A 25960-nucleotide genomic window follows, 5' to 3' on the forward strand; every position below is an offset into this window, starting at 1 on the left:
TGGGCCGGGGGTATCGTTTGCCGGCAGTTACTGGGCCTTCCACACCTGGGGGTTGACCAGGTCCTGGGGGCGCTGGCCCAACAGGGCACTGCGCAGGTTGCTCATGGCGCGCTCGGCCATGGCGTCGCGGGTCTCGCCGGTGGCCGAGCCGACGTGCGGCAGGGTCAGGGCGTTCTTGAGCTGGAACAGCGGCGACTGCGCCAGCGGTTCCTTTTCGTACACATCCAGACCGGCACCACGAATCTGGCCGTTCTGCAGGGCTTGGACCAGCGCCGGCTCGTCCACCACCGGGCCACGGGAAATGTTCACCAGGATCGCGCTGGGCTTCATCAACGCCAGTTCGCGCTGGCCGATCAGGTGCCGGGTCTGCTCGCTCAGCGGCACCACCAGGCAGACGAAGTCGGCCTCGGCCAGCAACTGCTCGAGGCTGCGGTACTGCGCGCCGAGCTCCTGTTCCAGGGCGGCCTTGCGGCTGTTGCCGCTATAGAGGATCGGCATGCCGAAGCCCAGGCGTCCACGGCGGGCGATGGCCGCGCCGATATTGCCCATGCCGACGATCCCCAGGGTCTTGCCGTGCACATCGCAGCCGAACAGCGCCGGGCCGACGCTGGCCTGCCACTGCCCGGCCTTGGTCCAGGCGTCCAGCTCGGCGACCCGGCGGGCGCTGCCCATGAGCAGGGCGAAGGCCAGGTCGGCGGTGCTTTCGGTGAGCACGTCAGGGGTGTTGGTGAGCATCAGCCCACGTTCGTTGAAGTAGTCCAGGTCGTAGTTGTCGTAGCCCACCGAGATGCTCGACACCACTTCCAGTTGCGTGGCGTGCTCGAGCTGCGCGCGGCCCAACTTGCGGCCGACACCGATCAGGCCATGGGCCCGGGGCAGGGCTTCGTTGAACTGGGCGGCGATATCCCCCTGCTTGGGGTTGGGCACGATGACCTCGAAGTCCTGTTGCAGGCGTTCGGTCATCTGGGCAGTGATGCGGCTGAAGGCAAGTACAGTCTTTTTCATTGCAGGCAGGCTCGTCAGGCAGGCGGAAATGCCAAGCAAGCTAACATCAAACAGCCCGATCCATGGGCTTTTTCTGGCGCTGATAACGGCCCCGGGGCGGGCTGTTCACTTGCCGTGGCGGGTACCGGCCAGGGTGCCGCTTAGTTCATAGGAGGCCAGCTCGGTCTGGTTGGCCGCGAGGATCTCCGGCAGCGAACCTCGCAGGTACTCGACCCAGGTCTTGATCTTGGCATCCAGGTACTGGCGCGACGGGTAGATGGCGTACAGGTTCAGTTCCTGGGAGCGGTACTTGGGCATCACCCGCACCAGGGTGCCGTTGCGCAGGCCCTCGATGGCGGCGTACACCGGCAGCACCCCGACCCCCATGCCGCTGATGATCGCGGTCTTCATGGCATCGGCGGAGTTCACCAGGAACGGCGAGCTGTTGATGGTGACCATCTCCTGGCCTTCGGGTCCGTCGAACAGCCATTTCTCCAGGGGAATCACCGGGCTCACCAGGCGCAGGCAGGCATGGTTCAACAGGTCGCTGGGCTTTTGCGCGCAACCATTGGCCTTCACGTAGGCCGGCGAGGCGCAGACGATGCTGTAGGTGATCCCCAGGCGCTGGGACACGAACCCCGAGTCGGGCAGTTCGCTGGCCAGGACGATGGACACGTCGTAGCCCTCGTCCAGCAGATCCGGCACGCGGTTGGCCATGGTCAGGTCGAAGGTCACGTCCGGGTGCGACTTGCGATAGCGGGCGATAGCGTCGATCACGAAGTGCTGGCCGATGCCGGTCATGGTGTGCACTTTCAACTGCCCGGCGGGGCGGGCATGGGCGTCGCTGGCCTCGGCCTCGGCTTCCTCGACGTAGGCCAGGATCTGCTCGCAGCGCAGCAGGTAGCGCTTGCCGGCCTCGGTCAGGGCGATACGCCGGGTGGTGCGGTTGAGCAAGCGGGTTTGCAGGTGCGCCTCGAGATTGGAGACGGCGCGCGAGACGTTGGCCGTGGTGGTGTCCAGTTGCACGGCAGCGGCAGTGAAGCTGCCGGCTTCGGCGACACAACTGAAGGCACGCATGTTTTGCAAGGTGTCCATGGGGTGCTCTCAAAGGAGATTGCAAATTGTGACACGAAGTTTCTGTTTTTACAGGCGTCTGGGGATACGACCAAGGGATTATCGCGTTTACGGTAACAAAGATTCACAGGAATCCCAGCTTATCGCCGAACCGGCCGCCCCCTAGAATTGCGCCGATCCGCAGGAGCCTTGCCGACGAAGCGCCGTCCGACCCGATATCCGGGCCTGGACCGTTGGCCAGCCGGCACCTGCGAGAGATTTGCCATCCCCCTCGATCTCAGGAATTCGCAGCAGTGCCGCGTCGCATCAGCAGAGGGTTCAAGACCCTCAGTGTTTGGGCTTTATCGTTAGCAATCAGCGGCTGCATCGGAACCGGAGGCATTGCCCCACAAGGCAAGACACTTCCCGCTAATACATTGGCCACCGACGAGGCGATCCAGAGCGCCGCGCGGGATGCCCGCTGGCCCAGTGCCCAGTGGTGGCAGGCCTATGGCGACCCGCAGCTCAACCGTTGGATCGACCTGGCCATACAAGGCAGCCCGAGCATGGCCATGGCCGCTGCCCGGGTGCGCCAGGCCAAGGCCATGGCCGGCATCGCCGAGTCGGCCGAGTCGCTGCAGGTCAAGGGCGATGCCACCCTCAAGCGCCACAACTGGCCCACCGACCCGTTCTACGGCCCCGGGGCGCTGTCCAACAGCACCACCTGGGACAACAACGCCGCCCTGGGCTTCAGCTATGCGCTGGACCTGTGGGGCCGGGAAAGCAACGCCACCGAGCGCGCCGTGGACCTGGCCCACATGAGCGTGGCCGAGGCCCGCCTGGCCCAGCTGGAGCTGGTGAATAACGTGGTGCGCAGCTATATCCAGCTGTCCCTGCACTTCGCCCAGCGCGATATCGCCCTGGCCACCCTCAAGCAGCAGCAACAGATCCTCGAGCTGGCGCAGCGGCGCCTGGACGCTGGCATCGGCACGCATTTCGAGGTCAGCCAGGCCGAAGCACCGCTGCCGGAAACCCATCGCCAGATCGACGCCCTGGATGAAGAAATCGCCCTGGCCCGCAACCAGCTGGCGGCCCTGGCCGGCAAGGGGCCGGGGGAGGGCGCGCAGTTGCAACGGCCGAGCCTGGTCCTGGGCGCGGCGCTGAAACTGCCGTCGGCCCTGCCCGCCGAGCTCCTGGGCCAGCGCCCGGACGTGGTGGCCAGCCGTTGGCAGGTGGCGGCCCAGGCCCGGGGCATCGATGTGGCCCATGCCGGTTTCTATCCCAACGTCGACCTGGTGGGCAGCATCGGCTTCATGGCCACCGGCGGCGGGGCCCTGGAGTTCCTCACCGGCAAGAAGCTCAACTACAACGTCGGCCCGGCCATCAGCCTGCCGATCTTCGATGGTGGGCGCCTGCGTTCGCAACTGGGTGAAGCCTCGGCCGGCTACGACCTGGCCGTGGCCAAGTACAACCAGACCCTGGTGGATGCGCTCAAGGGCATTTCCGACCAGTTGATTCGTCGTGAGTCCATGGACAAGCAGCAGTCGTTCGCCGCCGAGTCGGTAGCCGCCGCGCAGAAGACCTACGACCTGGCCACCGTGGCGTTCCAGCGCGGCCTGACCGACTACCTCAATGTGCTCAATGCCCAGACCCTGCTGTTGCATCAGCAACACGTGCAGCAGCAAGTCCAGGCCGCGCGCCTGACCGCCCAGGCCGACCTGGTGACCGCCCTGGGCGGTGGCCTGCAAGCCGGTCGCGACGTGCCCTTTGACAAACAGATCCAAGCGCCCAAGACCCCGGCGGCCCTGGCCGTCTTTGATCACTGAAGCAGGTTTCGATGACTTCCTTGCCCGCACCCTTGCGCTGGCTGTATTCCCTTGAGTGGCGCCGGGGTTTCTTCGACTGGGCACGCAGCGATGGCGTGACCTGGGTCTATATCTTCAAGGTCCTGGCGGCAGCGTTCCTCACCCTGTGGCTGGCCATGCGCCTGGAGTTGCCGCAGCCGCGCACGGCGATGATCACCGTGTTCATCGTCATGCAGCCGCAGAGCGGCCAGGTGTTCGCCAAGAGCTTCTATCGCTTCCTCGGCACCCTGGCCGGCTCGGCGGTGATGGTGGCGCTGATCGCCTTGTTCGCCCAGAACACCGAGCTGTTCCTGGGTTCGCTGGCGATCTGGGTCGGTATCTGCTCGGCTGGCGCTGCGCGCTATCGCAACTTCCGCGCCTATGGCTTCGTCCTCGCCGGCTACACCGCGGCCATGGTCGGCCTGCCGGCCCTGGCCCACCCGGAAGGCGCCTTCATGGCGGCGGTCTGGCGAGTGCTGGAGATCTCCCTGGGGATTCTCTGCTCGACCCTGGTCAGCGCCGCGATCCTGCCACAGACCGCCAGTGCCGCCATGCGCAACGCCCTGTACCAGCGCTTCGGGGTGTTCGCGATGTTCGTCACCGATGGGTTGCGTGGGCGCAGTCAGCGCGACATTTTTGAAAGCAGCAACGTGCGCTTCATCGCCGAGGCGGTGGGCCTGGAAGGGCTGCGCAGCGTCACCGTGTTCGAAGACCCGCACATGCGTCGGCGCAACGGTCGCCTGAGCCGCTTGAACAGCGAGTTCATGGGCATCACCACGCGCTTCAACGCCCTGCACCAGTTGCTCGAGCGCCTGCGCAGCAGCGGTACCGATCACGTCGTGGCGGCGATCAAGCCCGGGCTCTACGACCTGGCTGAGCTGCTGGACGGGTTCTCCGGCCGGGCCCTGACCAGCCCCGACGCGGCCCGCCTGGCCACGGCGCTGGCGGCCTATAAAGGCGAGTTGCCGGCACGGGTGCGCAGCCTGCGCGCGGCGTTCCAGGAAACCGCCCCCAGCGATGCCGAGCAGCTGGATTTCCACACCGCCTACGAACTGCTGTACCGCTTCGTCGACGAACTGCACAGCTATGCACAGACCCACGCCTCCCTGGCCGAGCACAGCCATGAGCGCGAGCGCTGGGACGAGCCCTACACTCCACAGACCAACTGGCTGGCCTCGGCCGCCTCGGGGATTCGCGCCGCCTTCGTCCTGGTGGTGCTGGGCAGCTACTGGGTGGCCACCGCCTGGCCCAGTGGCGCCACCATGACCCTGATCGCAGCCGCCACCATTGGCCTGTCGGCCGCCACCCCCAACCCCAAGCGCATGGCATTCCAGATGGCCTGCGGCACCTTCATCGGCGCCCTGGTGGGGTTCGTCGAGATGTTCTTCGTGTTTCCCTGGCTCGACGGCTTCCCGCTGCTGTGCCTGACCTTGGCGCCGGTGATCGTGCTGGGCTCGTTCCTGGCCTCGCGGCCCAAGTACGCCGGGGTCGGCCTGGGCCTGCTGATCTTCTTCAGCACCGGCTCGGTGCCGGACAACCTGACGATCTACAACCCCTACACCTTCATCAACGACTACATCGCCATGGTCATGGGCATGCTGGTCTGCGCCGCGGCCGGGGCGATCATCCTGCCGCCCAACAGCCGCTGGCTGTGGCGCCGCCTGGAGCAGGACCTGCGCGGCCAGGTGGTGTACGCCATCAGCGGCAAGCTCAAGGGCCTGGCGTCGAGCTTCGAGAGCCGCACCCGTGACCTGCTGCACCAGGCCTATGGCCTGGCGGTGGGCCAGCCCAAGGTGCAGAGCGAGCTGCTGCGCTGGATGTTCGTGGTGCTGGAGGTTGGCCACGCCATCATCGAGCTGCGCAAGGAGCAGGCGATCCTCCCGGTGCACCCGGCCTATGCCGAATCCCAGCCCTGGCGCCAGGCGATCCGGGTCATGGGCCGCTCCCTGGTGCGGCTGTTCCTGCAACCCAGCCAGAGCAACCTGGAGCGCGGGCTGATCGCCGTGGACCATGCCATCAGCCGGGTCCAGGCCACTGATGAACCCTTCGCCCCGCACTTCGACACCTCGGCCCTGCGCCGGGTGAAGAGCTACCTGCATTTCATCCGTACTTCGTTGCTCGACCCGCAATCGCCGCTGGCGGCCTATGCCGTGGCCAAGCCGGCGGTGCCTGCACCCCAAGGACCTGCACATGCCTCGTGAAATCGCCTTCCACGGCGTTTACATGCCGACCATGACCCTGATGTTCTTCATCGCCGCGGCCCTGGCCTGGGCCCTGGACCGGTTCATCTCCGGTTATGACCTGTATCGCTTCTTCTGGCACCCGGCGCTGCTGCGCCTGAGCCTGTTCTGCTGTCTGTTCGGCGCCATGGCGCTCACTGTCTACCGTTGAGACCCCCGCAATGAAAAAGTTCTTCAGCCTGCTCGCCACCCTGCTCGTGCTGGCCCTGGCCCTGTGGATCGGCCGTACCCTGTGGGAGCACTACATGTACACCCCCTGGACTCGCGATGGCCGAGTGCGCGCCGACGTCATCAACGTCGCCGCCGACGTCACCGGCGAGGTGGTGGACGTACCAGTCAAGGACAACCAGCTGGTGCACAAGGGCGACTTGCTGATGCAGATCGACCCCGAGCACTACCAGATCGCGGTCAAGCAGGCGCAGTCGCTGGTGGCCTCGAAAAAGGCCACCTGGGAGATGCGCAAGGTCAACGCCCGGCGCCGCGCCGACCTGGACAGCCTGGTGATCTCCAAGGAAAACCGCGACGACGCCGGCAACATCGCCGACTCGGCCCTGGCCGACTACCAGCACGCCCAGGCCCAGCTGGAAGCCGCCGAGCTCAACCTGGCGCGCACCCAGGTACGGGCGGCGGTGGACGGCTACGTCACCAACCTCAACGTGCACCGTGGCGACTACGCGCGCATCGGCGAGGCGAAGATGGCGGTGGTGGACATGAATTCGTTCTGGGTCTACGGCTTCTTCGAGGAAACCAAGCTGCCCCACGTGCGCGTGGGCGATAAGGCCGACATGCAGTTGATGAGCGGCCAGGTGCTCAAGGGCCATGTGGAAAGCATTTCCCGCGGGATCTACGACCGTGACAACCCCGAGAGCCGCGAGCTGATCGCCGACGTCAACCCGACCTTCAACTGGGTGCGCCTGGCCCAGCGGGTGCCGGTACGCATCCATATCGACGAGGTGCCCGAGGGCGTGCTGCTGGCGGCGGGCATCACCTGCACCGTGGTGGTCAACCAGGAGCCCCAATAGCCCCTGGCTGCTGCATGCAGGCGCTGCAGGCCAGCAAAAGCGGCCTTCAGCCCTGCACCGGGCTTGCTGGCCTCTTGGCTGGCAAGCCGGTTCCTGCGGTAGGGCGGGTTACTTGTAGCTTTTCTGCATGATCGCCAGGGACTTCTTCGCCGCAGCTTCCAAGCCGTCGTTGACGTTGTTGATAATGGCCACGAGCTTCGGGTTCTGCAGCACATCGACGCCGGGGTAACGCTGTTGGGCCAGGCGCGAGACGATGATGTACTGGGTCACCGCGTAATGCAGCTTGAACTGGCCGCTGTCCCGGGCCTTGGCAATGGCGGCTTTGACAAAGGCCTGGCGCTCGGCCGTGGTCATGCCCTTGAACAGGTCGGGGAGATCGAAGTGGATCTCGGCCGAGAAAATCGCCACCTCTTCATCCCGCGCCTCGTCGTACATCACCTGCTTGCTGGTCACGCGCTTCTTGAGGTCGGCAAAGCGCTGTTCGCCTTCGGCCAGTTGCTCAGGGCTCATCTTGCCTTTCAAGGCATCCAGCTGGCTGGTGTCCTCGGTGTTGTCGATGATCTTCAGCCAGGCATAGGCCTTCACCAGGTCGCCGGACTCTTCGGCTGCGTCGGCCAGGTTCTGTTGCGGTTCCGGGTTGCCGTGCAGCGCCGAGCGCTCCAGCCAGCGCAGGGCCAGCTCGCGGTCCTTGGGAATGTCCTTGTCGCCGAACCAGTAGGTGGCGTACATGCCGTACTCGGCGCACCAGTCGTTCTGCGACGCCGAGTAGGCGATGTAGTGGAAGGATTCGCGGTTGCGCTCGGCCTTGGGCTTGTCCGTTTCCTGATCGGTGGTGGTGGACAGGTAGCAGAAGGCCCGGGTGTAGTGCGGCGCGGCCATGGCGAAGCAGCTCTTGGCGCTCTTGTAGTCCTCGGCCTCGTCCAGCTTGTAACCGGCGCCGTACAGCACATCGGCGTCCATGGACGGGTTGCAGTATTCGTTAGGTGTCACCTTGGGCAAGACACTGTCCAGCGTCAGCTTGGGCAAGGTGTCATTCAGGTCGGGGACTTTGGGTTCGGTGTTTTCCGGAGCGGTGGTGGCGCAAGCCGCCAGCAGGACAGCCAATGCCAGTGGCAGTGCGTTGAACAATTTCAATGGATATTCCCTGATCGGCGAATGAAAGAAGTCGCGCATGAAATCAGCCAGGGACGGCAAAGGAGGGGAGCGTGAGCAGTTCCGTGCTTGAGGAGCGACGCCAGCGATTCCATGCTGCATGAACCCAGGGGTTCAAGGGCGGGCATTCTACTGGGATTGAGACGGGGTACAACCTGAACTGCGTGTGCACCGGCATGTCGGTTACCGAGCAAAGCAGAAACGATCGGCAGCTACCAAGCAGTGGCTTCGGGCAGACGCGGATCTCTATATTCGGCGCACGTTGGCGCCCGCCCCGAGCCTTGGTGCAGGGTGGGTGGTTTGAATGAGCAAGGAGTGCGGGTGTGCGTTATGTCGGCAAGGTGCTGGTGGGGCTGGTGATGCTCTGCTGTGCGGCGGGAGCCTTCTTGTGGGGCTGGGATTTCTTTGCACTCAGGTTCACCGGTGTCCATGCCACGGCCCAGGTGGTCGGCGCTTCCCGATCACGAATGGTCGGGGTGCAGAGCGGTAACAGCTATCACTCCACCAGAACGGTGTCCTATGTGACCGCTGACGGCAGCGTGATGACCCACACCTTCGACAGCGAGTTTCCCGAGACACAAGTGGGCGACACGGTGGGGGTTTTCTACAACCCCACCAAACCCGCCGAGGTGATCTCCGATACCTGGACCCACTTGTACTTCGCTTCGTTGATGAGCATTGGCGCCCTGGCGGCGCTGGGCATGTTATTTGGCCTCTGAATGGCCTGCGGCCGCAGCGTTGTCGGGGTTGCGCTTGGCCAGGATGGCCAGGCCCTGGGCTACGGTGTCCTCCAGGCCGAGGTTTTCATTGACCAGCAGGGCGTGCAGCGCCGGGTCTTGCCACAGGTTCACGGCGGGGCCCGTGAGGTTGGTTTGCCGGGCAATCAGTACGTAGGCGTAGAGCTGGCGGCGCTTCTGGAAGTCCGGATTGGGCTCCAGGGCATCCACCACGTTGGCCATGAACTGCCGGCGCTGCAAGGGCGACAGGCCCTCGAATGCCTGGGGGTGGTTCATGTAGACGTCGGCCATGTGCAGGGCGATCAGCTCCTTGCGGTCGGCCTTTTTGCGCAGCTCCAGCGGTGGCAACTGAGCGAGTAGCTGCTGGTAGTGCTGCTCGCCTTCGGCGATTTGTGCCGGGCTCATGGCCTGCTTCAGCGGCTCGATGTTCTCGGCATCGCCCAGCACCCTGGCCCAGGCATAGGCCCGTGGCAGGGTGTTCTGCTTCTTGCTCTGGTTGAGCATTTCCTCTTGTGATTCAGGTTCGCCGTGCCGCGCCGAGCGTTCGAACCAGGCCATGGCCAGGGCCTTGTCGGGTGGCTGCTTCAATTTGCCGATGCTGTAGATGTCGTACAGCGCCCACTGCGCGCAGCCTTCGTTTCTCCTGGCGGCATAGGCGATGTAGTTGAACGCCTCGCTTTTGGCATAGACGTTGGGGCGCTCGGCGGTGACCATGGCCAAGCTGCAAAGGCTGCGGGTGTAGCGGGGGGCGGCCATGGCCAGGCAGCTCCTGGCCATTTGCACTGCTTCGCTGGCGAACTGGGTACGCAGCACACCATGGGTTTCCTGGTCTTCATCGATCAGCAGGCGGCCGATGCCAAACAGCAATTCGCTGTCCATGTCCGCCGTGCAGTACGCATTGGCCTCGGCCTTGGGCAGGATCTGCTCCAGGCCGAGATTGGGCAGGCTCTGGTCCAGTTTTTCGTCTGGCGAGGAGGGCTCGCAGCCGGTCAGCAAGGTGAACAGGGCCAGCGGCAGGGCACTACGACAGTTCAATGGCTAGTCTCTGGGGGATCGATCAAGGGCATGGCGTGTCCTGGCGCGTGGCTGATACGCACAAGCGCCGGGTGAGTTGTTAAGACTCGGCAGGGTCAGAGCTTGGCGGCCAGGCCGAAGCGCTTCATCAGCCCCTTCTCCAGCAAGCCCTTGGGCAAAAGGTTGGCCAGTAGCGGCAGGGCGCGGCTGCCGTTGCCCAGGCGGACCAGGCGCGGCGGGTTGGGTTGTTGCACGGCCTTGAGCAGGCCGGCGGCGAATTCGCTGGCCGGGGTCGGCTTGTCCTGGGAGGCCTTGGCCCGGGAGCGGATGCCCTCGCGCAGCGGCCACCAGGGCGATTGTTCGTTGAGCAGTTGTTCGGCTTCATGCCCGGCGTTCTTGGCAAAGCTGGAGGCGATGGCCCCGGGCTGCACTTCCATGACCTTGATGCCGAACGGCGCCAGCTCCATGCGCAGGGCATCGCTCAAGGCGTGCACTGCGGCTTTCGAGGCGCAGTAGGCGCCGGCAAATGGCGTGACCAGCACCCCGGACACACTGCCGATATTCACCACCAGGCCACGGCTGCGGCGCAGCACCGGGAACAGCGCCCGGGTCACCCCGACCACTGCGAACACGTTGGTTTCGAACTGGCGCTGCATGGCTTCCACGCCACCGTCCAGCAGCGGGCCCATGGCGCCGTAGCCGGCATTGTTGATCAGTACATCGAGGCCGCCGTGCTGCTGGTTGATGTCCTCGGCCAGGGCGGCCAGGGCCGCGCCGTCATTCACATCCAGCTGCACCGCGTGGAAGCCGGCGGCTTGCAGGGCGGCGACGTCCTCGGCCTTGCGGGCGCTGGGCAGGACGGTGTAGCCGGCCTGTTTGAAGGCATCCGCCAGGGCGCGGCCGATGCCGCTGGAACAACCGGTGATCAACGCTACGGGCATGGCGCGGTCCTTGTGCTGGGCGATGGGAAGGGGATCAGCGAGAGAAACTACCCTGTAAACGCTCGGCGCGAAACTCCAGGGTTTGCGGGCGATAGCCCGGGCGTAGCGGTGGCAGGGGCAGGCAGTCCTGCCAGCTGGCGCCGGCCTGCAATTCGCCGGGCCCGCGATAGCGTGGGGCGCTGTATTGGTTGTCGGCAAGGTTGACCGTGTCGCCCGGGGCGTAGGCGGCGACGCGCCAGCGCAGTTCGGTCAGGGGGACTTTGTTGCCGTTGTTGAGCTTGACCTGTAGCGGGCGGTCGGCGGGGCAGTGTTCGGGGGCGTAGGTCAGGCGCAGTTCCAGGCGGGCCAGCTGCTGGGCTTCGCGGTTGTCCAGCCAGACCACCCAGCCGGCCACCAGCGCCAGGCCGCAGGCAGCGGCCAGGGACACCGGGACGGCCTTGGCGGGGTAGCGCAGGAGCAGGATCAGCCAGGTGATGATCAGCAGAACGCCGATGAACATGACGCGAACCTCTGGGGAATATGCGGGCATCCTACCTAAGCGTAGGTGGGGTTGGCGATGGAGGAGGGCTTGGACAAATTTTTACTCCAGACGGTGGATAGTCTATTTTTGTGGATAACATAATGTCTCTTGTTGGCTTTTTTTGCCTTTAGTGGAGCTTATATAGTCCATAGTGTGAGTAATTGATCAACAGGTCGGAGGCAGACGCAGCCTTATGTCGCTTACCCATTTTATGTACACACCGTCCGAGATCACGGCCGAGATCGGAAAAAACGCACAGGCCCTCAGGTTGTCAAAAAACCTGTCGCGCAAAACCCTGGCTGAGAAATCCGGGGTGCCGGCCTCGACCATCAAGCGTTTCGAGCTGCAGGGAGCCATTTCCCTCGAGTCGATGGTGCTGATTGCGGCGGCGTTGGATGAGCTCGATCCGCTGCTCACGTTGTTCAAGCCACCTTCGCCAAACACGCTGTTTGAGCTGCAAAACTCAAAACGCCAGAGGGGCACCCGATGACAGAGCCAGGCATCAAGAAGTACAAGCCGATCGAGGAGTTGGGCGTCTTCATGCATGGGCGGCAGGTGGGGGTACTGAGCTGGAATCGTCAGGGCTGCTACTTCACTTATGCCAAGGACTGGTTGAGCCGGGGCTTCAATCTGTCGCCGCAACTGACCTTCGACGAGAAGCCGCAGCAACCCGATAGCCAAGTGTTCCTGGGCATTCATGGAGCCTTCGCCGACTCCCTTCCCGATGGTTGGGGCTTGCTGCTGATGAAGCGTTTTTTCACGGCGGAGTATGGGGCGCGGGTCGCCAATGGTCTGACTCAACTCGATCGGCTGGCCTACATTGGCAACCGTGGGATGGGCGCCTTGGAGTACTACCCCATGGCGGAAAAAGTGGAGCGCGAACCCATCAGCCTTTCACTGCTGTACCAGGCTTCGGTCCAGGTCCAGGTGGGGGAAACGGTTGACGTCCTGAAGGCACTGCGGATTGCCGGTGGCTCGCCAGGTGGCGCCAGGCCCAAGGCGGCCGTTGCCCTTTCGCCGGACCTGTCCCATGTGGTTTCGGCCTTTGACCCTTTGCCGGAGGGCTACGCGCACTGGATCGTGAAATTCAGGGCCCTGCAGGAACCCTGGTCCATGGGTGCGATTGAATATGCCTACGCCCGCATGGCCCGCGCCGCCGGGGTCGATATGGCCCAATGCGAGCTGATCACCGTGCCCTCGGAGCAGGGCTGGAACGAACGCTTCTTTGCCTCCCGGCGCTTTGATCGCAGGCACAACGAGAAAGTCCACATGATGACCGCTGCCGGAATTCTGCATGCGGACTTCAGAGTTCCATGCCTGGACTACAAGGACTTGCTGAGGCTGACGTTCGCCCTGACCAGGAGCGCTAGGGAAGTGGAGAAAATGGCTAGGCTCATGGTGTTTAACGGCCTGGCCCACAACTACGACGATCACGCGAAGAACTTCGCCTTTCTCTACGAAGAGGGGAAGGGCGGCCAGGATGGACAGTGGGTGCTCGCGCCCGCGTATGACCTGACCTTTTCCACCGGCATGGGCGAGCACAGCACCGCGTTCGACGGCCAGGGGCGCCCGTCCAGGAAGGCGATCAGGCGCTTGTGCGCGGACTACAAGTTTCTCAAGCCGGATGACTACATCGATCAGACGCTGGAGGCGCTGGGCAATTGGAAAACGCTGTTTGCCGAACTGGGTATCTTGGCGGCCGATGGCAAGGAGATCTTTGAGACGCTTGAGGATGTTCATGCACATCTTTAGCGCCCGCGACCAGGGCTGAAATGGGTGTAACAACCATGCACCGGTCGGCTCCTTGTAGCCGCTGCCGCAGGCTGCGAACGACCACGCAGCGGGCGCAGGGGGCTTGAAATCGCTGAAGGTCCTTCGGCCCTTTTCGTAGCCTGCGGCAGCGGCTACAGAAAAAATCCCCCTGTCCAACCGCCTGCGGATAGGGGACGCAGGCGACCGGAAGGGGGTTGAAAGGACTCGCTGGCAACGACTATCTGCTTCTACTTGCAGCTTGTCGCTTGAAACTTGCCGCTGCTCTTACTGAGCGATGGTCTTGACCGAGATGCCGCGTTCCAGCGGGGTCGAGCGGCCGTAGATGTCTTCGAAACGTTCGATGTCGTCTTCGCCCAGGTAGCTGCCCGATTGCACTTCGATGATCTCCAGGGGGATCTTGCCGGGGTTGCGCAGGCGATGCACCGAGGCGATGGGGATGTAGGTGGACTGGTTCTCGGTGAGCAGGAACACGTTCTCGTCACAGGTGACTTCGGCGGTGCCGCTGACCACGATCCAGTGTTCGGCGCGGTGGTGGTGCATCTGCAGGGACAGGCACGCGCCCGGCTTGACCGAGATGTGCTTGACCTGGAAGCGCCCGCCCATGTCTACCGAGTCGTAGGAGCCCCACGGACGGTAGACCTCGCAGTGGTTCTGGGTTTCGCTGCGGCCTTGTTCGTTGAGGGTGTTGACCATCTGCTTCACGCCTTGGACCTTGTCCTTGTGGGCGATCATCATGGCGTCCTTGGTCTCGACCACGACGATGTTCTCCAGGCCGATCACCGACACCAGCTTGCCGTTGCCGTGGATCATGCAGTTCTTGCTGTCCTGGATCACCACGTCGCCCTTGCTGACGTTGCCGTCGGCGTCCTTTTCATGCACGTCCCACAGCGATGACCAGCAGCCCACGTCGCTCCAGCCGGCACTGAGCGGCACCACGCAGGCGCGCTGGGTCTTTTCCATCACCGCGTAGTCGATGGAGTTGTCCGGGCAGCAGGCGAAGGTGGCTTCGTCGATCATCACGGTGTCCGGGTCCTGCTGGCTGCGCTCCAGGGTCAGCAGGCAGGTGTCGTAGATGTCCGGATCATGTTTTTTCAGCTCTTCGAGGAAGCGGCTGGCGCGGAACAGGAACATGCCGCTGTTCCAGAAGTAGCCTCCGGCCTGGACGAACTCGGTGGCGCGTTTTTCATCGGGCTTCTCGACAAAGTGCGAGACCCGGCTGACGCCCTCCGGCAGCAGCGCATCGTGGGTCGACTTGATGTAGCCGTAGCCGGTTTCCGGCTTGGTCGCCGGTACGCCGAACAGCACCATCTCGCCGCGCTCGGCGGCCACGGTGGCCAGCGCCAGGGCCCGCTGCAGGGCTTTCTGGTCGTCCATCACGTGGTCGGCCGGCAGCACCAGCATCAGCTCGTCGCGACCTTCGTTGACCAGCATCATCGCGGTCAGGGCCACGGCCGGCGCGGTGTTGCGGCCGAAGGGCTCCATCAGGATGCGCTGGGATTCGAGGCTGCGGTTGCTCAATTGTTCGTTGACGATGAAGCGGTGGTCCTTGTTGCAGACCACGATGGGGGTGTCCATGCCTTCGAACACCAGGCGCTCCAGAGTCTGCTGGAACAGCGTGTGTTCGCCGGTCAGGGCGAGGAATTGCTTGGGGAATTGCTTGCGCGAAAGCGGCCAAAGACGTGAGCCGCTACCACCTGACAAGATCACCGGAATCATGTTGTTACTCCTAATAAATGCAGTTGGGAGCCGCAAGCTGCAAGCGACAAGTTAAAAGCTCTTCACTTGCCGCTTGAGGCTTGTGGCTGATAGCTCGCGCGATTAGCGCGTTGATACGGGGCGCTTGACCCAGACCGGCGACAGGTTGCTGCCGTTGCCGGTGACGTAGAGCACCGCCGCTTCGCCGCGCTCCAGGGCCACGGGCTTGAGGTCGCTGACCTTCTTCTGGCCGTCGTACAGGGCGAAGCTGACCTTCACCGGGTTGATTTCGCGTTCGCCGCGGCCCTTGGCGGCCACGGCCTGGACCACGTCGGTCTTGCCGTCGGCGGTCTTGAGCGTCAGGGCCTGGTCGCTGAGGTTCTGCACTCGCACCAGGGATTTCTGCTTGTTCTTGAACGGCGGCTCCTCGATCAGTTGCGGCTGGCCGCTGGCGTTGTTGACCAGGGTGTAATAGTGGTCGGCGGCCAGTTTCACCGGCACGCTCTGGCTGCCCAGCTTGGCGGTGTAGTCGCCGCCGGGCATGAAGCTGAAGTCGCTGCTGGCCAGGGGCGCGACGTCGTTGACGTTGGTGCTGCCGATGGTGGCGCTGACTTCGCTGTTGCTGGCGTTGTAGATGCGCACGAAGGTCGAGCCCTTGGGCGCGGTGGGGCCGTACAGCGCGGCGTCGCCCCCGGCGAAGGCGGGCAGGGACAGGACGCTCATGCCGGCAGCCAGGGTGATGGCCTTGGCGAGACGACGCGGATTGATAGTGAAAGTCATGGGTGTCACCTCTCTTTTCAGTTGTGTGCCCGGTCGGGCGTCTCGGATGTGTTGAGTGCCACAGTTTGTTGGCCGGGCTGGATAGAAGCTGCTGCGCTCGGCAATCCAGCGTTAAAAACAGGCTCGGACCGCTCATTTACAGCTCGTAAACTCCGCGTCCTCGCCTGTTTTTGCCTTGTCTTGCCTTCGCTCGCGACGCTTCTATCCGGCCCAGCTTGGGCACCGGTTTGCTTGAGCTCTGCGACCCACTGCGGGTCGGCGTCGCCAATTTCGTTGTTCACCGGCAGGTAGCGTTCAGGGAATTCCCAGATCAGCACCTGGGGCGGGTGGTTCTTGAAGTCGTCGCTTTTGAGGTAGCTGAGCATCGGCAGGATCGGGCCGTGGCCGTCCTCGGCGTAGCTCAGCACATCGCTGTGCAGGGCCTGCTTGAGGGCGCCGACGAAGTTCCAGTTGGGGTTGGCGCTGTAGCTGGTGCCCACCAGGGTCACGGGCACTTCGTGGTCGGCGAACAGGTTGTCTGCGGCGCCGGCCTGTTCCCCGGCGGCGTGGGTCTCGCGTTTTTGCAGGGGCTCCGGGGCCGGCATCAGGTTCTCGAACAACGGGTCCAGGGGCAGGAAGCGGCGCAGGTCGCCCTGGTGCTTGACGGTCTCCTGGGTCTGGGTGACGAAGCGTTGTGGCTGGCCACTGAGCGGGGTCTTGTCGGCGATGGCCTGGGCCAGTTGGTGGGCGACGACTTCGGCGCCGGCCGGCGTCCAGTGGGTGTCGGTGCGCAGGAACACTGGCTGGCCCTGTTGCTTGGCCTGTTGCAGGGGCCCCAGCAGGTCGGGGGCGAGGATCTTGTCGGCGGCCACCCGGGCATGGAAGTCCTGGTAGAGGTTGGCGTGGATGCGCGCCGGGCGCACGGCGTCCAGGTGTTCCGGATACAACCGCACCTTGGCCGGGACGATCGCCATCACCAGTTTCACCCCGTGCTGCTTCAAGGTCTGGCGCACACCCTCGACCAGGGCGTAGTTGCCCTGCAGGTTGAGTTCCTCGTTGACCACCGGATGGAATTCTTCATCGCTGTACAGCCACTGGTCGCGGCCGAGGATCACCCCCGGACGACCCTCGTTGAACAGCTTGAAGTCCAGCGCGGCCCAGAGGTTGGTACCCAGGCGCTTGATCGGGAACTGGTCGTCGTAGTGGGTTTCCACGGCCTTGGTCCAGCGCCCGTTGAGCACGGTGGCGTCACTGTTGGTGCTGAAGCCGAAGAAGCTGCGCGCCGACCATAGACCCAGGACCAGCAGGGTCACCAGGAACAGTGCGACGTAGAACAGGCGTAATGAGCGGGTCATGGGCGGCCTCCTCAGAACTGGAAGTACAGGAACGGCGAAAAGCTTTGCGCCGAGAGTTTGAGAATCGAGGCGATGAACAGCAGCAGCACCAGGGCGCGCATGGCATAGCGTGACCAGTCGGCGCTCCAGTAGGCCGGTTGCACCTGGGCCTCGCGGCCGACGATGTAGCCCGGCTGGTGGATGCTGCCGGGGTTGTCGCCGGGTGCTGCCTTGATCAGGCCGGGTTGGGCGGTGGCCGGGCCATCGGCTTGGGTGTCCAGGGCCGGGCCGGTTTCGGGCTTGCCCTTGGTCGGCGCCGGGTTGCGATACAGGTCGCGCAGGCCGAAGAACGCCAGGGTCAGGTAGGCCACGACCAGGGTCGCCACTTGCAGGCCGGTGAGGCTGGCGCGGTTGAGTTCCGACAGCGACCAGTCGCCGAAGCTGAACATGGCGCCGTACATGCGCCCGGCCACGTGCAGGTTCTCGGCGCGGAAGATCACCCAGCCCATCACCACCAGCAGGAAGGTCAGGGCCCAGCGGATCGGGTTGAGGCTGCGTGGGCTGGTGTTGATGCCCAGGGCCTTCTCGATGGCCAACCACATGCCGTGCCAGGCGCCCCAGACGATGTAGGTGAAGTTGGCGCCGTGCCACAGGCCGCCCAGGAGCATGGTCAAGAACAGGTTGCGATAGGTGATCAGGGTGCCTTTGCGATTGCCGCCCAGGGTGATGTACAGGTAGTCGCGCAGCCAGGTGGACAGGCTGATGTGCCAGCGCCGCCAGAACTCGGTGATCGACTGGCTGATGTAGGGCTGCTTGAAGTTCTCCATGAAGCGAAAGCCCATCATCAACCCGAGGCCGATGGCCATGTCGCTGTAGCCGGAGAAGTCGAAGTACAGCTGCGCGGTGTAGGCCAGGGCGCCCAGCCAGGCGTCACCCGTGGTGGGGTGTTGCAGGGCGAAGCAATGGTCGGCGACCACCGCCAGGGTGTCGGCGATGAACACCTTCTTGATGAAGCCCTGCATGAAGCGCGTGCAGCCTTCGGAGAACTTGTCCAGGGTGTGGGTGCGGTGGTTGAACTGGTCCGCCAGGTCGCGAAAGCGCAACACCGGGCCGGCGATCAGGTGCGGGAAGATCGCCACGAACGCTGCGAAGTCGATCAGGTTGCGGGTCGCCGGGGTGTCGCCGCGGTAGACGTCGATGATGTAGCTGATGGACTCGAAGATGTAGAACGAGATACCGATCGGCAACAGCACGTGGGTCAGGATGAACGGCTCCAGGCCCATGGAGGTCATGATCGCGTTGAGGCTTTCGACGCCGAAGTTGGCGTACTTGAAGTAGCCGAGGATGCACAGGTCCACCGCCACTCCCAACAGCAGCCAGCGCTGGGCGGGCTTGGTCCTGACGCCGGCGGCGCCGACCTTCAGGCCGATCCAGTAGTTCCACAAGGTGACCGCGGCGAACAGCGCGAGGAAGTCCACCCGCCACCAGGCGTAGAACACGTAGCTGGCGATCAGCAGCAACAGGTTGCGATAGCGTTGCCCGCTCACGTAGTACAAGCCGAGGAACACCGGCAAGAACAGGAACAGGAACACATTGGATGAGAAAACCATCCCGAGCTCTCCATGTTTAACCAATAGTCAGGGGCCGCAGCCCCCCCAAACCCCCCCGTGGAAAACCATGGGAGGCGTATTGCATTCACCGACGCCGTCCGGCGTGCGCATCAACCCTCACAACGTCCCCTGTAGGTTCTGTGCATGGCCTACAGGCCTTTGTTGCCCTTTTCATGGTTCGGGTCGTAGACCTTGGTCAGGTCGCCGCCCAGGCGGAAGGTCTTGAACGGCTGCATCTTGTGCTTGCGTTCCAGCACATCCGGGGCGCAGGTGTAGAGGCTGCAGAAGGGCTCGAGCCAGGCGAATTTCGCGTCGACCTTGAGGTCGGTCATGTCCTGCTGCTTGCCGTTCTTGCGCTCGAAGGTGTCCGGGTCCTTGACCCCGGCCAGCACCCGCTCGCCCAGGCGCTTGAGCGCGCTGTTGTTTTCCTGGCGCAGATCGACGCCGTTGACCTGGGCGAAGCTGGCGATCATCGCCAGCGGCGGCAGGGCGTAGTTGTGGTAGGCCAGGGCCCGTTGCTGGCGCTTGAGTTCGTTGGGCAGGTAGCCGTCGGCGTCGACCTGGCCTGCGCCGACCTTGTATTCCTTGACGGCCCAGTCGAACAGGTCGCGGCGGTTGGTGGCCACGGCGGTGGCCATTACCGACCAGGCGGCCCAGTAGGAATGGTTGTTGGTCTTGTCCAGGGGCAGGTTGTCCCAGTCGCTGACCACCTGGTCGGCCATCTTGCCGAACCAGGCCTCGATCTTCTGCGCCTGCTCCTGGTGAGTGGCCAGGGGATGGGAGTCGGAGAACTTCAGCCGCAGGTAGGCCGAGGCCATGCTGCCCAGGGCCCATTTGCGCATGGACTTGCCGGTGTGGTTGAAGTCCTTGGACATCAACGCGTCGGCCTGGGCCCAGGCACTGAGCCAGTTCAGGGTGCAGTCCAGCTGCTGCGGGCGACCGTCGCGCATGAACTGCATGACCTGCTTGCTGGTGCCGCGCTCGATCTTGGTGATGTCCGCGGTGCTGTCATGGAAGGCCTGTTGCGATTGCACGTTGAGGGTCGCCCGGGCCTTGTCCGAGCCTTCGTACTTGCTGCGAAACTGCAGGGCGCCGGTGTAGGGGGCCGGCATCGCATCGCAGCCGTCACTGTTGTCGCCGGTCTTGAACTTGTCTACCGGGGCGTAGTAGCCCTGGGGCGGGCGCAGCGGCGCGGCGGCCTGGGCACTGCCAGCGACCATCGCCAGCCCCAGCAGGCCCGGTATCAGTAGTTGTGTCACGCGTGTGCTTTGCATGGATAACCTCACTGCCCGATCTGCGCGGTGCGTTGCTCGGCGCTCGGGAACACGTTGCGTTTGCAGATTTTCGCTTCGACCTTCTGCAAGGCGGTGCCGGCCTCGGGGCCCTGGATTTCCACCGCCAGCAGGTTTTGCGCGGCCCAGTCCTCGTCGGTACGCAGTTCGAAGGCGAAGCGCCCGTCGGTGTCGGATGTCTCCGGTTTTTCGATCTTGATGTCCTCGTGCCGGCCGTTCATGTACCAGAGGGTGGCCTGCAGGGTTTTCACCGAGGTGTCGGCGAAGCGGATGTCCACCTGGTGGGCGCTGTTGCGCAGGTCCTTGTTCTGGCTGTTGACCAGCACCTCGTTCTTGCCGGGCTTCAAGGTGGTGCTGGCGCTCATCTGCGCCGGCTTGCCTTCGCAGCCGTTGTCCAGCAGCGCCATCATCTGCCGGTAGATGGTTTCCTGGTCCAGGCGGTACAGCGGCGAGAACTCCCAGATCAGGATCTTCGGCGGGTTCTTCTGGAACTCCTCGCTGCCCAGGTATTGCAGCATCGAGCCTTCCAGGCCGCCGCCGGGGAAGGCGACGTTGAGGATGTCGGCACCGATGGCCTCTTCCAGGAAACCGGCGAAGTTGTAGTTCTTGCCGCTGTGGCTGGTGCCCACCAGGGTGATCTGCGGGTTGCCGGAGTCGCCGAACAGATCGCCATCGCCGGCCTCGCCCTTGGGTTCGGTGGTGAACTGGTCCATGTACTGGATCGCATAGCTGGTGCCGCACAGCTGCCCGGCCATGTTGTGCAGGGTGCCGGTCTTGCCCATGCGCCCGGACTTGTGGGTCTCGAACTCGCGCCGGGGAATGTCGGCGAACGCCGGCAGGTGCTTGACCTTGTCGGCGACGATCCGCGCCGTGCGCTGGGCGCCGTAGGGGGTCCAGTGCTGGTCCCCACGGAAGTAGAAGTCGTGGGCCGGCAGGGTCTCGGGCAATTGCTCGTCGGTCAGCGGCGACAGGTCCGGGACCACGTAGCCCATCTGCGCGAAACGCCCGAGCATGGCCTTGTAGTTGGCCAGGGCCTTGTCGTAGTCGAAGCGGGCTTTTTCCGCCGGGTTGAGCTTGTTGCGGTTCACCAGGCCGCGGGTCGGCTGGTAGACCACCACCAGTTCCACGCCCTTGCTCTTGAAGGCTTCGTGCAACTGCTTGAGGCGGCGATAGCCTTCGGGTGTGGTGTTGAACTCGGTACGCAAATCTTCCTGGGTACGGAACAGCCAGTCGCCCTGGGCCTGTACCAGGGTGGTGAAATTTTGCTGGTAGCGGGTCACGTAGTTCTTCGCATCGTGGGCGGCCGGGCACAGGTTGCAGCACGGCTCGGCCTTGAACGACGGCGCGGCGACCTCATCGGCCCGGGCCGTGGCGCTGGCGGCGAGGATGCCCGCGGCGAGGGCCGACAAGCCCAGGAATTTGATCAAGTGTGGGTGCATGCAAGTCATCCTCAATCGCGCATTTCGGTCTGGCGTTCGACGGGGTCGATCAATACGGCTTTGCGCTGGCGTACCAGCAGGTCGAGAATTTCGTCCTGGCGCTCGCCCAGCACGCCGGAGAAGCTGATGCCGCTGCTCTTGGTCGGTGCCAGCATCGACACCCGGTACAGCTCCACACTCAGGGGCGAGTCGATGGACATCGGTCCGCTGCCGTTGGCCGCCAGCTCGCCGCCGACCACGATCAGCGAGACCTGGGCATCGAACGGGTCGAGCTTGATGTCGCGGTCGGTGTTGGTCAGGTCCTTGATGTGGCCGTAGACCCCGGTCAGGCCGTTGGCCATGGCGATGTTTTCGTACAGGCGGATGTTGACGCTGTTGCGGATGCGGATGCCGTGGCGGCGGTTGCTGACTACCTTGTTGCCGTAGATCAGGTTGTCGGCACTCTCGTAGAGGGTGATGCCGTCGGTGTGGTTGCGGTAGATCTCGTTGTAGGCGATCAGGTTGTTGATGCTGTTACGGTCGATCACCAGCCCCGAGAGGTGGTTGTCGTAGCTGCGGTTGTTGAAGATGAAGCTGTCGTTCACCTCCCGGGAAATGATGATGCCGTGCTTCTTCCGGGTGCCGTAGACGGTGTTCTCGGCAATGATCAGACCGTGGGAACGGTCGTGGGGGTCGATGCCGTAGACGATGTTGTCGCGGTAGGTATTGCCCTTGAGCACGAAGCCTTCGGTCTCGTAGCAATAGAAGCCGTACCACATGTCCGAGAACGCAGAATCGATGATCCAGCCGGTGGGCTCGGGGCGCTTGAGCACCTTGGCCATGTTCGGCGTGTACTGGGAAATGCTCACCCCGTAGGACTTGGAATTGGCGTAGCCGAAGCTGGCCATCTTGCTGTTGGCGATGTAGGTCTGGGTGCCGCCCCAGGCCAGCAGGAAGGGGCGAAACTCCTTGGCCGAGCGGAAGGTCGCCGGGCCGTTGTCCTTCTCGCGCCAGCCGGTGACCTGGGTATCGCGCACGAACAGCTGGCCATCGTTGACCAGGAACGCGCCGGCTTCCTGGGACAGGCGCAGCTCGCGGGTCTGCTGGTCGATCTCCAGGATGCCGTGGCGCCCGACCACGATCGGCAGGCGGGCCAGGTAGACCCCAGGGGCGGTTTCGCTGATGTACTGCTTGGGCAGCTTGCCTACCAGGTCCTTGAGGTTGACGTAGCCATCGTCGACGAAGATCGCCTGGGGAATGCCGTGTTGGCGCACCACCCATTCGGCCATCTTGTTGTCGCCGCCGATGAAGTCCTTCAGGGCGTCTTCCTGCATCATCCGCCGCACGCTGATCTTGCCCGGCTTGCTGCGCACGATCTTCGCCGCCACGGCTTCGGCGGTGTAGCCGGAGAGGTCGGGCAGGGTCGGCTTGGCCAGGGCCAGCGGTTCGGTGGGGGCGCTGCTGACGGTATAGGTCTTGGCCTGTTGCAGCTCTTTGGCAACGATCGGCGCCTTGGCCGCCTCGACGTTGCCCAGGGCTGTGCCGCTGGCCAGCAGCAGGGCGCCGGCCAGCAGGCCCAGGGAGCCTTTGTGCAGCGGGGTGTGGGGATGGCGATGCATCTGGGGGACTCCGTTCATGGCTGGCCTCAGAAGCGCCAGATCACGTCGATGAAGGCGCGGTGCATATAGGAGTCGACGTCCTTGCCGTAGGCGTCGCCGGGCTTGAACACGCCACCGCGAAAACGCACCAGGGCCGCGGGCTCGTCGATCGACTGGCTCAGGGCCGCCGGCAACAGGCCTTGCTTGAAGTACTTGGTGACCACCAGGTCCATCTCCTGGCCGAGGTCCTTCTTGCCGTCTTGCAGGGGGAGCGAGGTGCTGCCCAGCAGGGCGCCGGTGGTGTCGTCGTAGTTGTTGTCCACCGCGTTGATACCGTTGCTGCCCACCGGCTTGTTGCCGTCCACGCGCCAGAACTTGTGGTAGACCAGGCTGGCGTCGTAGTCCTCGCGCAACTGCCAGGAGCCGAACAGGGTGGCGGTCTGGGTGTTGTTCATTTCGCCCCGGAAGGCTTCGCCGAAGCGGTGCACCCGGGAGCGGGTGCCGGTGTAGTTGGAACGGTTGCTTTGCAGGCCGTTCTGCTCGTACTCGGCGCTGGCCCGGGCATAGGCCGCGCCCACTTGCCAGTTCGGGTCCAGGCGCAGGCGCACCCCCAGGTCGGTGGCCCAGCCGTTGAGGTTGTCCCCGCGCTTGGCCTGGGTCGGGCGACTGCCGTCGGCGTTCAGCGGGTTGACCGTGTCGCGGTCGCCGCGCATGCCGGTGAGGCTGGCCCAGTAGTTGACGGTATTGGTGTTGCGCCAGTTATAGGCGTCGCTGTTGGCTTCCAGGCCGAGCCAGGTCAGGTCGCCGTTCTGCTTCTTGTCCAGCGGGTCGCTGGCGACTCCGGGCTGGGCATAGTCGAGCTTGCCGTCATCGTGGGTGTGATGGGCGCGAATGCCCACCCATTGGCCGGGCGTCCACTGGTAGGCGACGTCGGCGTAGGCGTGCAGGCGGTCCTTGTCCTTGGGCGCCAGTTCCTTGAGGTCGGTGCGGTATTCGCTGAAGCGCTCGGCCAGGCCCAGGTTGGCCCGCAGCAGGGTGGTGTCGAAGGTCCAGTTCAGCGCTTCGATGTTGGTGTCGCGCCATTGGCCGTCGTCGTTGCGCAGGCGCTGGCGGCCGAACTTCAGTTGCTCGCCGGGGTAGGCGGTGAAGCCGCTGTAGCCGACCCAGAACTCGCGCAGGGCCAGGTAGTTCTTCTTGGCCTTGCGGTCGTCGTTGGCCGACTGCTGGCTGGCATCGTCGCTGGATTGTTGCAGGGTGTCGGTCTCGATCACATCGGTGGAGGTCACCGCCTGGCCCATGGCATAGGCGCTCCAGTTGCCGCTTTCGCCATAGACCCAGGGACGCAGGTCCAGGCCGATGCCGTTGACGTCGCCGCCACGCTGGGTACCCAGGTCGCGGTCGTCCTCGGATTGCGCGGTGATCTTCACTTCCAGGCCGAAGTTCTTGGTTTCGCTCAGTGCCGCGAAAGAGGGTGTCGACCAGGCCAGGGCGCAACCCAGGGCAAGCCCCAGCTTCGACAGGCGCAAGGGGGCCTGGCGGTCGCAGCCTGCGGCAGCGGCTACAAGGTGAGTAGAGCGTTTCATAGGGATTCCTCGCCGTCTTCTTCCTGCAGGGCCTGCAGTTGCAGCGTGCTCTGGGCCAGGGTGCCGCGTACGGCCTGTTCCTGTTGCAGCAGGCGCTGGGCTTCGGCGCGTTGGCCGGGGGGCAGTTGTTCATCGAGTTGCTGGGCCAGTTCGTTGGCCTGGGGGGTGTCCTGGACCTTGGCCAGCTGGCTGAAGACGTAGGCATTGACCGGATCGGGGCGGGTGCCGCGGCCCTGGGAAAACAGCTGGGCAATGGCGAAGTCGGCGCTGTTCTGGCCGTTGCGGGCAGCGGTCAGCAGATGGTCCAGGGCCTTTTGCGGATACACCTGGCCCAGGTAGCCACGGCGGTAGATCTGCCCCAGGTAGTAGTCGGCGGCGACCTCGCGGCCCAGGGCTTGCTTGAAGTGTTGCTCGGCCACCTTGGCATCGGCCGGCACCCACTTGCCCTCGTAGTAGAGCTTGCCCAGCAGCAGTTCGGCGCGGGGCTGGTCGGCGGCGCGGCCGTTGTCCAGGTACTTGATCATTTGCTCGACGTCGCCCAGTTCGGGGAAGTCGTAGAGCAGTTGCGCCAGGCTGACCCAGGACGCCGGGTACACCGGGGCCACTTGCTCGAGCAGGGCCTGGGCGGTTTTTTCGTCGGGCTTGCCGAGGCTGGCGTCGCCCAGGACCCGGGCCACGCTGTCGACCCGCTGGGCGCTGACGGTGCCACGGCCATGGCTGGCTTGCAGTTGCTCGATCAGATCGGCTTGCTGCTCGGCCTGGCCGCGCTTCTGGTAGACGGTGGCCAGCTCGACGTAGCAGATATCGGTGCTGTTCAAGGAGGCCTTGCAGATCTTCTCCACCTCATCCAGGTGCTGGTCGTAGGTGCCCTGGGTGCGATACAGCAGGACCTGGGCCAGCCCGGCCTCGGGGTAGCCGGCGGCGCGCCATTGGCCGATCTGCCGCTGGGCGTCGACATTGGGGAAGCTGTGGGGATATTGCAGGTAGAGCATCGCCAGGGGGATCAGGGTGTTGCCTTCGCCGTTGGCGAAGGCCTTCTTCAACAGGCCCTCGGCTTCGTGCTGTTCGGCGTCGCTGGCCCCGGGCTTGGCCGCCAGCAACCGGCCCAGGCGCGCCTGGGCCCGTGGCGAGGTATCGGCGGCGGCGCGGTAGGTGGCCTCGGCCTGCTTGATCTGCGCCGGGTCGCGGCTCTCCACCTGGATATCCGCCAGGCCCACTTGCGCCTCGCTATAACCCAGGTCCGCCAGCTGGCGATAGTTCTGCTGGGCCAGGGCGGTATCGCCGCGCTTGAGGGCTTCGTTGGCCAGGCGCTGGTCCGGCAGGCCGGCGCAACCGGCCAGGGCCAGGGCAGCCACCAACGGCAACACCGCGAGTTGGGTAGGCGTGTTCAT

The 25960-nt window shown here is 64.4% G+C and carries 21 protein-coding genes and 1 pseudogene; 7 read left to right on the top strand and 15 right to left on the bottom strand.

Annotated elements, in window-relative coordinates:
• Positions 1-27: 27 nt before the first annotated feature.
• Both C4K39_RS04990 and C4K39_RS04995 read right to left on the bottom strand, forming a co-directional pair.
• Positions 28-1005, bottom strand: coding sequence for a 2-hydroxyacid dehydrogenase (locus tag C4K39_RS04990; RefSeq protein WP_068605608.1), 978 nt, complete (start codon positions 1003-1005; stop codon positions 28-30).
• Positions 1006-1110: 105 nt separating this feature from the next.
• Positions 1111-2079 carry a LysR family transcriptional regulator gene (locus C4K39_RS04995; RefSeq protein WP_068583251.1) on the bottom strand — a complete coding sequence of 323 codons (969 nt, stop codon included), beginning with the start codon at positions 2077-2079 and terminating at the stop codon, positions 1111-1113.
• Between the two features lie 272 nt (positions 2080-2351).
• Between C4K39_RS04995 and C4K39_RS05000 the strand changes: the two genes are divergently transcribed.
• Genes C4K39_RS05000 through C4K39_RS05015 form a run of 4 tightly spaced genes read left to right on the top strand, consistent with a single transcriptional unit; the run spans position 2352 to position 7143 of the window.
• A complete protein-coding gene (locus C4K39_RS05000; protein ID WP_068583248.1) occupies positions 2352-3863 on the top strand; it encodes an efflux transporter outer membrane subunit in 1512 nt (503 codons plus the stop codon).
• Between the two features lie 11 nt (positions 3864-3874).
• Complete coding sequence (locus C4K39_RS05005) at positions 3875-6082, top strand: FUSC family protein (protein ID WP_124345790.1); 2208 nt, start codon at positions 3875-3877, stop codon at positions 6080-6082.
• Entirely contained in the window at positions 6072-6272 is a 201-nt protein-coding gene (locus tag C4K39_RS05010; protein WP_007930063.1) for a DUF1656 domain-containing protein, read from the top strand. The genes C4K39_RS05005 and C4K39_RS05010 overlap by 11 nt, the downstream gene beginning before the upstream one ends.
• Before the next feature lie 10 nt (positions 6273-6282).
• Positions 6283-7143 carry an efflux RND transporter periplasmic adaptor subunit gene (locus tag C4K39_RS05015; RefSeq protein ID WP_068583242.1) on the top strand — a complete coding sequence of 287 codons (861 nt, stop codon included), beginning with the start codon at positions 6283-6285 and terminating at the stop codon, positions 7141-7143.
• Between the two features lie 108 nt (positions 7144-7251).
• Here the strand turns inward: C4K39_RS05015 and C4K39_RS05020 are convergent, their stop codons facing one another.
• The gene (locus tag C4K39_RS05020; protein ID WP_225926558.1) at positions 7252-8277 is read right to left on the bottom strand and encodes an SEL1-like repeat protein; all 1026 of its coding nucleotides are present in this window, start codon (positions 8275-8277) and stop codon (positions 7252-7254) included.
• A 341-nt stretch (positions 8278-8618) separates the two neighbouring features.
• Here C4K39_RS05020 and C4K39_RS05025 point away from each other — a divergent pair, with 341 nt between their 5' ends.
• Entirely contained in the window at positions 8619-9014 is a 396-nt protein-coding gene (locus C4K39_RS05025; protein ID WP_124345791.1) for a DUF3592 domain-containing protein, read from the top strand.
• Here C4K39_RS05025 and C4K39_RS05030 read toward each other — a convergent pair.
• The 3 genes from C4K39_RS05030 to C4K39_RS05040 all read right to left on the bottom strand — a co-directional run bounded on the left by C4K39_RS05030 (position 9000) and on the right by C4K39_RS05040 (position 11486).
• Positions 9000-10067: an SEL1-like repeat protein gene (locus C4K39_RS05030; protein WP_124345792.1), complete on the bottom strand. Its 1068-nt coding sequence runs from the start codon at positions 10065-10067 to the stop codon at positions 9000-9002. The two genes, C4K39_RS05025 and C4K39_RS05030, sit on opposite strands and share 15 nt — an antisense overlap.
• A 95-nt stretch (positions 10068-10162) precedes the next feature.
• A complete protein-coding gene (locus tag C4K39_RS05035) occupies positions 10163-10987 on the bottom strand; it encodes an SDR family oxidoreductase (protein WP_022642425.1) in 825 nt (274 codons plus the stop codon).
• A gap of 34 nt (positions 10988-11021) precedes the next feature.
• Entirely contained in the window at positions 11022-11486 is a 465-nt protein-coding gene (locus C4K39_RS05040) for a multidrug transporter (protein WP_124345793.1), read from the bottom strand.
• A gap of 214 nt (positions 11487-11700) precedes the next feature.
• Here C4K39_RS05040 and C4K39_RS05045 point away from each other — a divergent pair, with 214 nt between their 5' ends.
• A complete protein-coding gene (locus tag C4K39_RS05045) occupies positions 11701-11997 on the top strand; it encodes a helix-turn-helix domain-containing protein (protein ID WP_124345794.1) in 297 nt (98 codons plus the stop codon).
• Between the two features lie 50 nt (positions 11998-12047).
• Positions 12048-13259 (top strand): type II toxin-antitoxin system HipA family toxin, encoded by a 1212-nt coding sequence (locus C4K39_RS05050; RefSeq protein ID WP_225926559.1) that lies wholly within the window; start codon positions 12048-12050, stop codon positions 13257-13259.
• A 285-nt stretch (positions 13260-13544) separates the two neighbouring features.
• Here C4K39_RS05050 and C4K39_RS05055 read toward each other — a convergent pair whose 3' ends face one another.
• The 9 genes and pseudogenes from C4K39_RS05055 to algK all read right to left on the bottom strand — a co-directional run bounded on the left by C4K39_RS05055 (position 13545) and on the right by algK (position 25960).
• Positions 13545-14996 carry a mannose-1-phosphate guanylyltransferase/mannose-6-phosphate isomerase gene (locus tag C4K39_RS05055; protein WP_068583228.1) on the bottom strand — a complete coding sequence of 484 codons (1452 nt, stop codon included), beginning with the start codon at positions 14994-14996 and terminating at the stop codon, positions 13545-13547.
• 102 nt (positions 14997-15098) lie between these two features.
• On the bottom strand, positions 15099-15755 hold the full coding sequence (locus C4K39_RS05060; protein WP_053134255.1) for an alginate O-acetyltransferase AlgF: 657 nt from the start codon (positions 15753-15755) through the stop codon (positions 15099-15101).
• Between the two features lie 215 nt (positions 15756-15970).
• Positions 15971-17089: pseudogene (locus C4K39_RS05065) on the bottom strand (alginate O-acetyltransferase); the annotation flags it as partial.
• Positions 17090-17100: 11 nt separating this feature from the next.
• Positions 17101-18678 (bottom strand): MBOAT family O-acyltransferase, encoded by a 1578-nt coding sequence (locus C4K39_RS05070; protein ID WP_124345797.1) that lies wholly within the window; start codon positions 18676-18678, stop codon positions 17101-17103.
• Between the two features lie 149 nt (positions 18679-18827).
• Positions 18828-19952, bottom strand: a complete 1125-nt coding sequence (locus C4K39_RS05075) for a mannuronate-specific alginate lyase (RefSeq protein ID WP_068583220.1) — start codon at positions 19950-19952, stop codon at positions 18828-18830.
• Positions 19953-19960: 8 nt separating this feature from the next.
• The gene (locus tag C4K39_RS05080) at positions 19961-21409 is read right to left on the bottom strand and encodes an alginate O-acetyltransferase (protein WP_124345798.1); all 1449 of its coding nucleotides are present in this window, start codon (positions 21407-21409) and stop codon (positions 19961-19963) included.
• A gap of 11 nt (positions 21410-21420) precedes the next feature.
• Entirely contained in the window at positions 21421-23007 is a 1587-nt protein-coding gene (gene algG, locus C4K39_RS05085) for a mannuronan 5-epimerase AlgG (protein ID WP_068583215.1), read from the bottom strand.
• A gap of 26 nt (positions 23008-23033) precedes the next feature.
• The gene (locus tag C4K39_RS05090) at positions 23034-24569 is read right to left on the bottom strand and encodes an alginate export family protein (protein WP_437179361.1); all 1536 of its coding nucleotides are present in this window, start codon (positions 24567-24569) and stop codon (positions 23034-23036) included.
• Positions 24566-25960: an alginate biosynthesis TPR repeat lipoprotein AlgK gene (algK, locus tag C4K39_RS05095; RefSeq protein ID WP_124345799.1), complete on the bottom strand. Its 1395-nt coding sequence runs from the start codon at positions 25958-25960 to the stop codon at positions 24566-24568. Before algK ends, C4K39_RS05090 begins: the two co-directional genes overlap by 4 nt.

It is taken from the genome of Pseudomonas sessilinigenes (assembly GCF_003850565.1).
GTDB classification, from domain to species: Bacteria; Pseudomonadota; Gammaproteobacteria; order Pseudomonadales; family Pseudomonadaceae; genus Aquipseudomonas; species Aquipseudomonas sessilinigenes.

Excerpts from the sequence above, each read along its gene's own strand:
- C4K39_RS05040 (WP_124345793.1), bottom strand. The coding sequence starts at position 11,486 with ATGTTCATCGGCGTTCTGCTGATCATCACCTGGCTGATCCTGCTCCTG.
- C4K39_RS05075 (WP_068583220.1), bottom strand. The coding sequence starts at position 19,952 with ATGCAAAGCACACGCGTGACACAACTACTGATACCGGGCCTGCTGGGG.
- algG (WP_068583215.1), bottom strand. The coding sequence starts at position 23,007 with ATGCATCGCCATCCCCACACCCCGCTGCACAAAGGCTCCCTGGGCCTG.
- algK (WP_124345799.1), bottom strand. The coding sequence starts at position 25,960 with ATGAACACGCCTACCCAACTCGCGGTGTTGCCGTTGGTGGCTGCCCTG.
- C4K39_RS05045 (WP_124345794.1), top strand. The coding sequence starts at position 11,701 with ATGTCGCTTACCCATTTTATGTACACACCGTCCGAGATCACGGCCGAG.
- C4K39_RS05010 (WP_007930063.1), top strand. The coding sequence starts at position 6,072 with ATGCCTCGTGAAATCGCCTTCCACGGCGTTTACATGCCGACCATGACC.
- C4K39_RS04990 (WP_068605608.1), bottom strand. The coding sequence starts at position 1,005 with ATGAAAAAGACTGTACTTGCCTTCAGCCGCATCACTGCCCAGATGACC.
- C4K39_RS05015 (WP_068583242.1), top strand. The coding sequence starts at position 6,283 with ATGAAAAAGTTCTTCAGCCTGCTCGCCACCCTGCTCGTGCTGGCCCTG.
- C4K39_RS05070 (WP_124345797.1), bottom strand. The coding sequence starts at position 18,678 with ATGGTTTTCTCATCCAATGTGTTCCTGTTCCTGTTCTTGCCGGTGTTC.
- C4K39_RS05055 (WP_068583228.1), bottom strand. The coding sequence starts at position 14,996 with ATGATTCCGGTGATCTTGTCAGGTGGTAGCGGCTCACGTCTTTGGCCG.
- C4K39_RS05005 (WP_124345790.1), top strand. The coding sequence starts at position 3,875 with ATGACTTCCTTGCCCGCACCCTTGCGCTGGCTGTATTCCCTTGAGTGG.
- C4K39_RS04995 (WP_068583251.1), bottom strand. The coding sequence starts at position 2,079 with ATGGACACCTTGCAAAACATGCGTGCCTTCAGTTGTGTCGCCGAAGCC.
- C4K39_RS05080 (WP_124345798.1), bottom strand. The coding sequence starts at position 21,409 with ATGCACCCACACTTGATCAAATTCCTGGGCTTGTCGGCCCTCGCCGCG.
- C4K39_RS05035 (WP_022642425.1), bottom strand. The coding sequence starts at position 10,987 with ATGCCCGTAGCGTTGATCACCGGTTGTTCCAGCGGCATCGGCCGCGCC.
- C4K39_RS05050 (WP_225926559.1), top strand. The coding sequence starts at position 12,048 with ATGCATGGGCGGCAGGTGGGGGTACTGAGCTGGAATCGTCAGGGCTGC.
- C4K39_RS05090 (WP_437179361.1), bottom strand. The coding sequence starts at position 24,569 with ATGAAACGCTCTACTCACCTTGTAGCCGCTGCCGCAGGCTGCGACCGC.
- C4K39_RS05060 (WP_053134255.1), bottom strand. The coding sequence starts at position 15,755 with ATGACTTTCACTATCAATCCGCGTCGTCTCGCCAAGGCCATCACCCTG.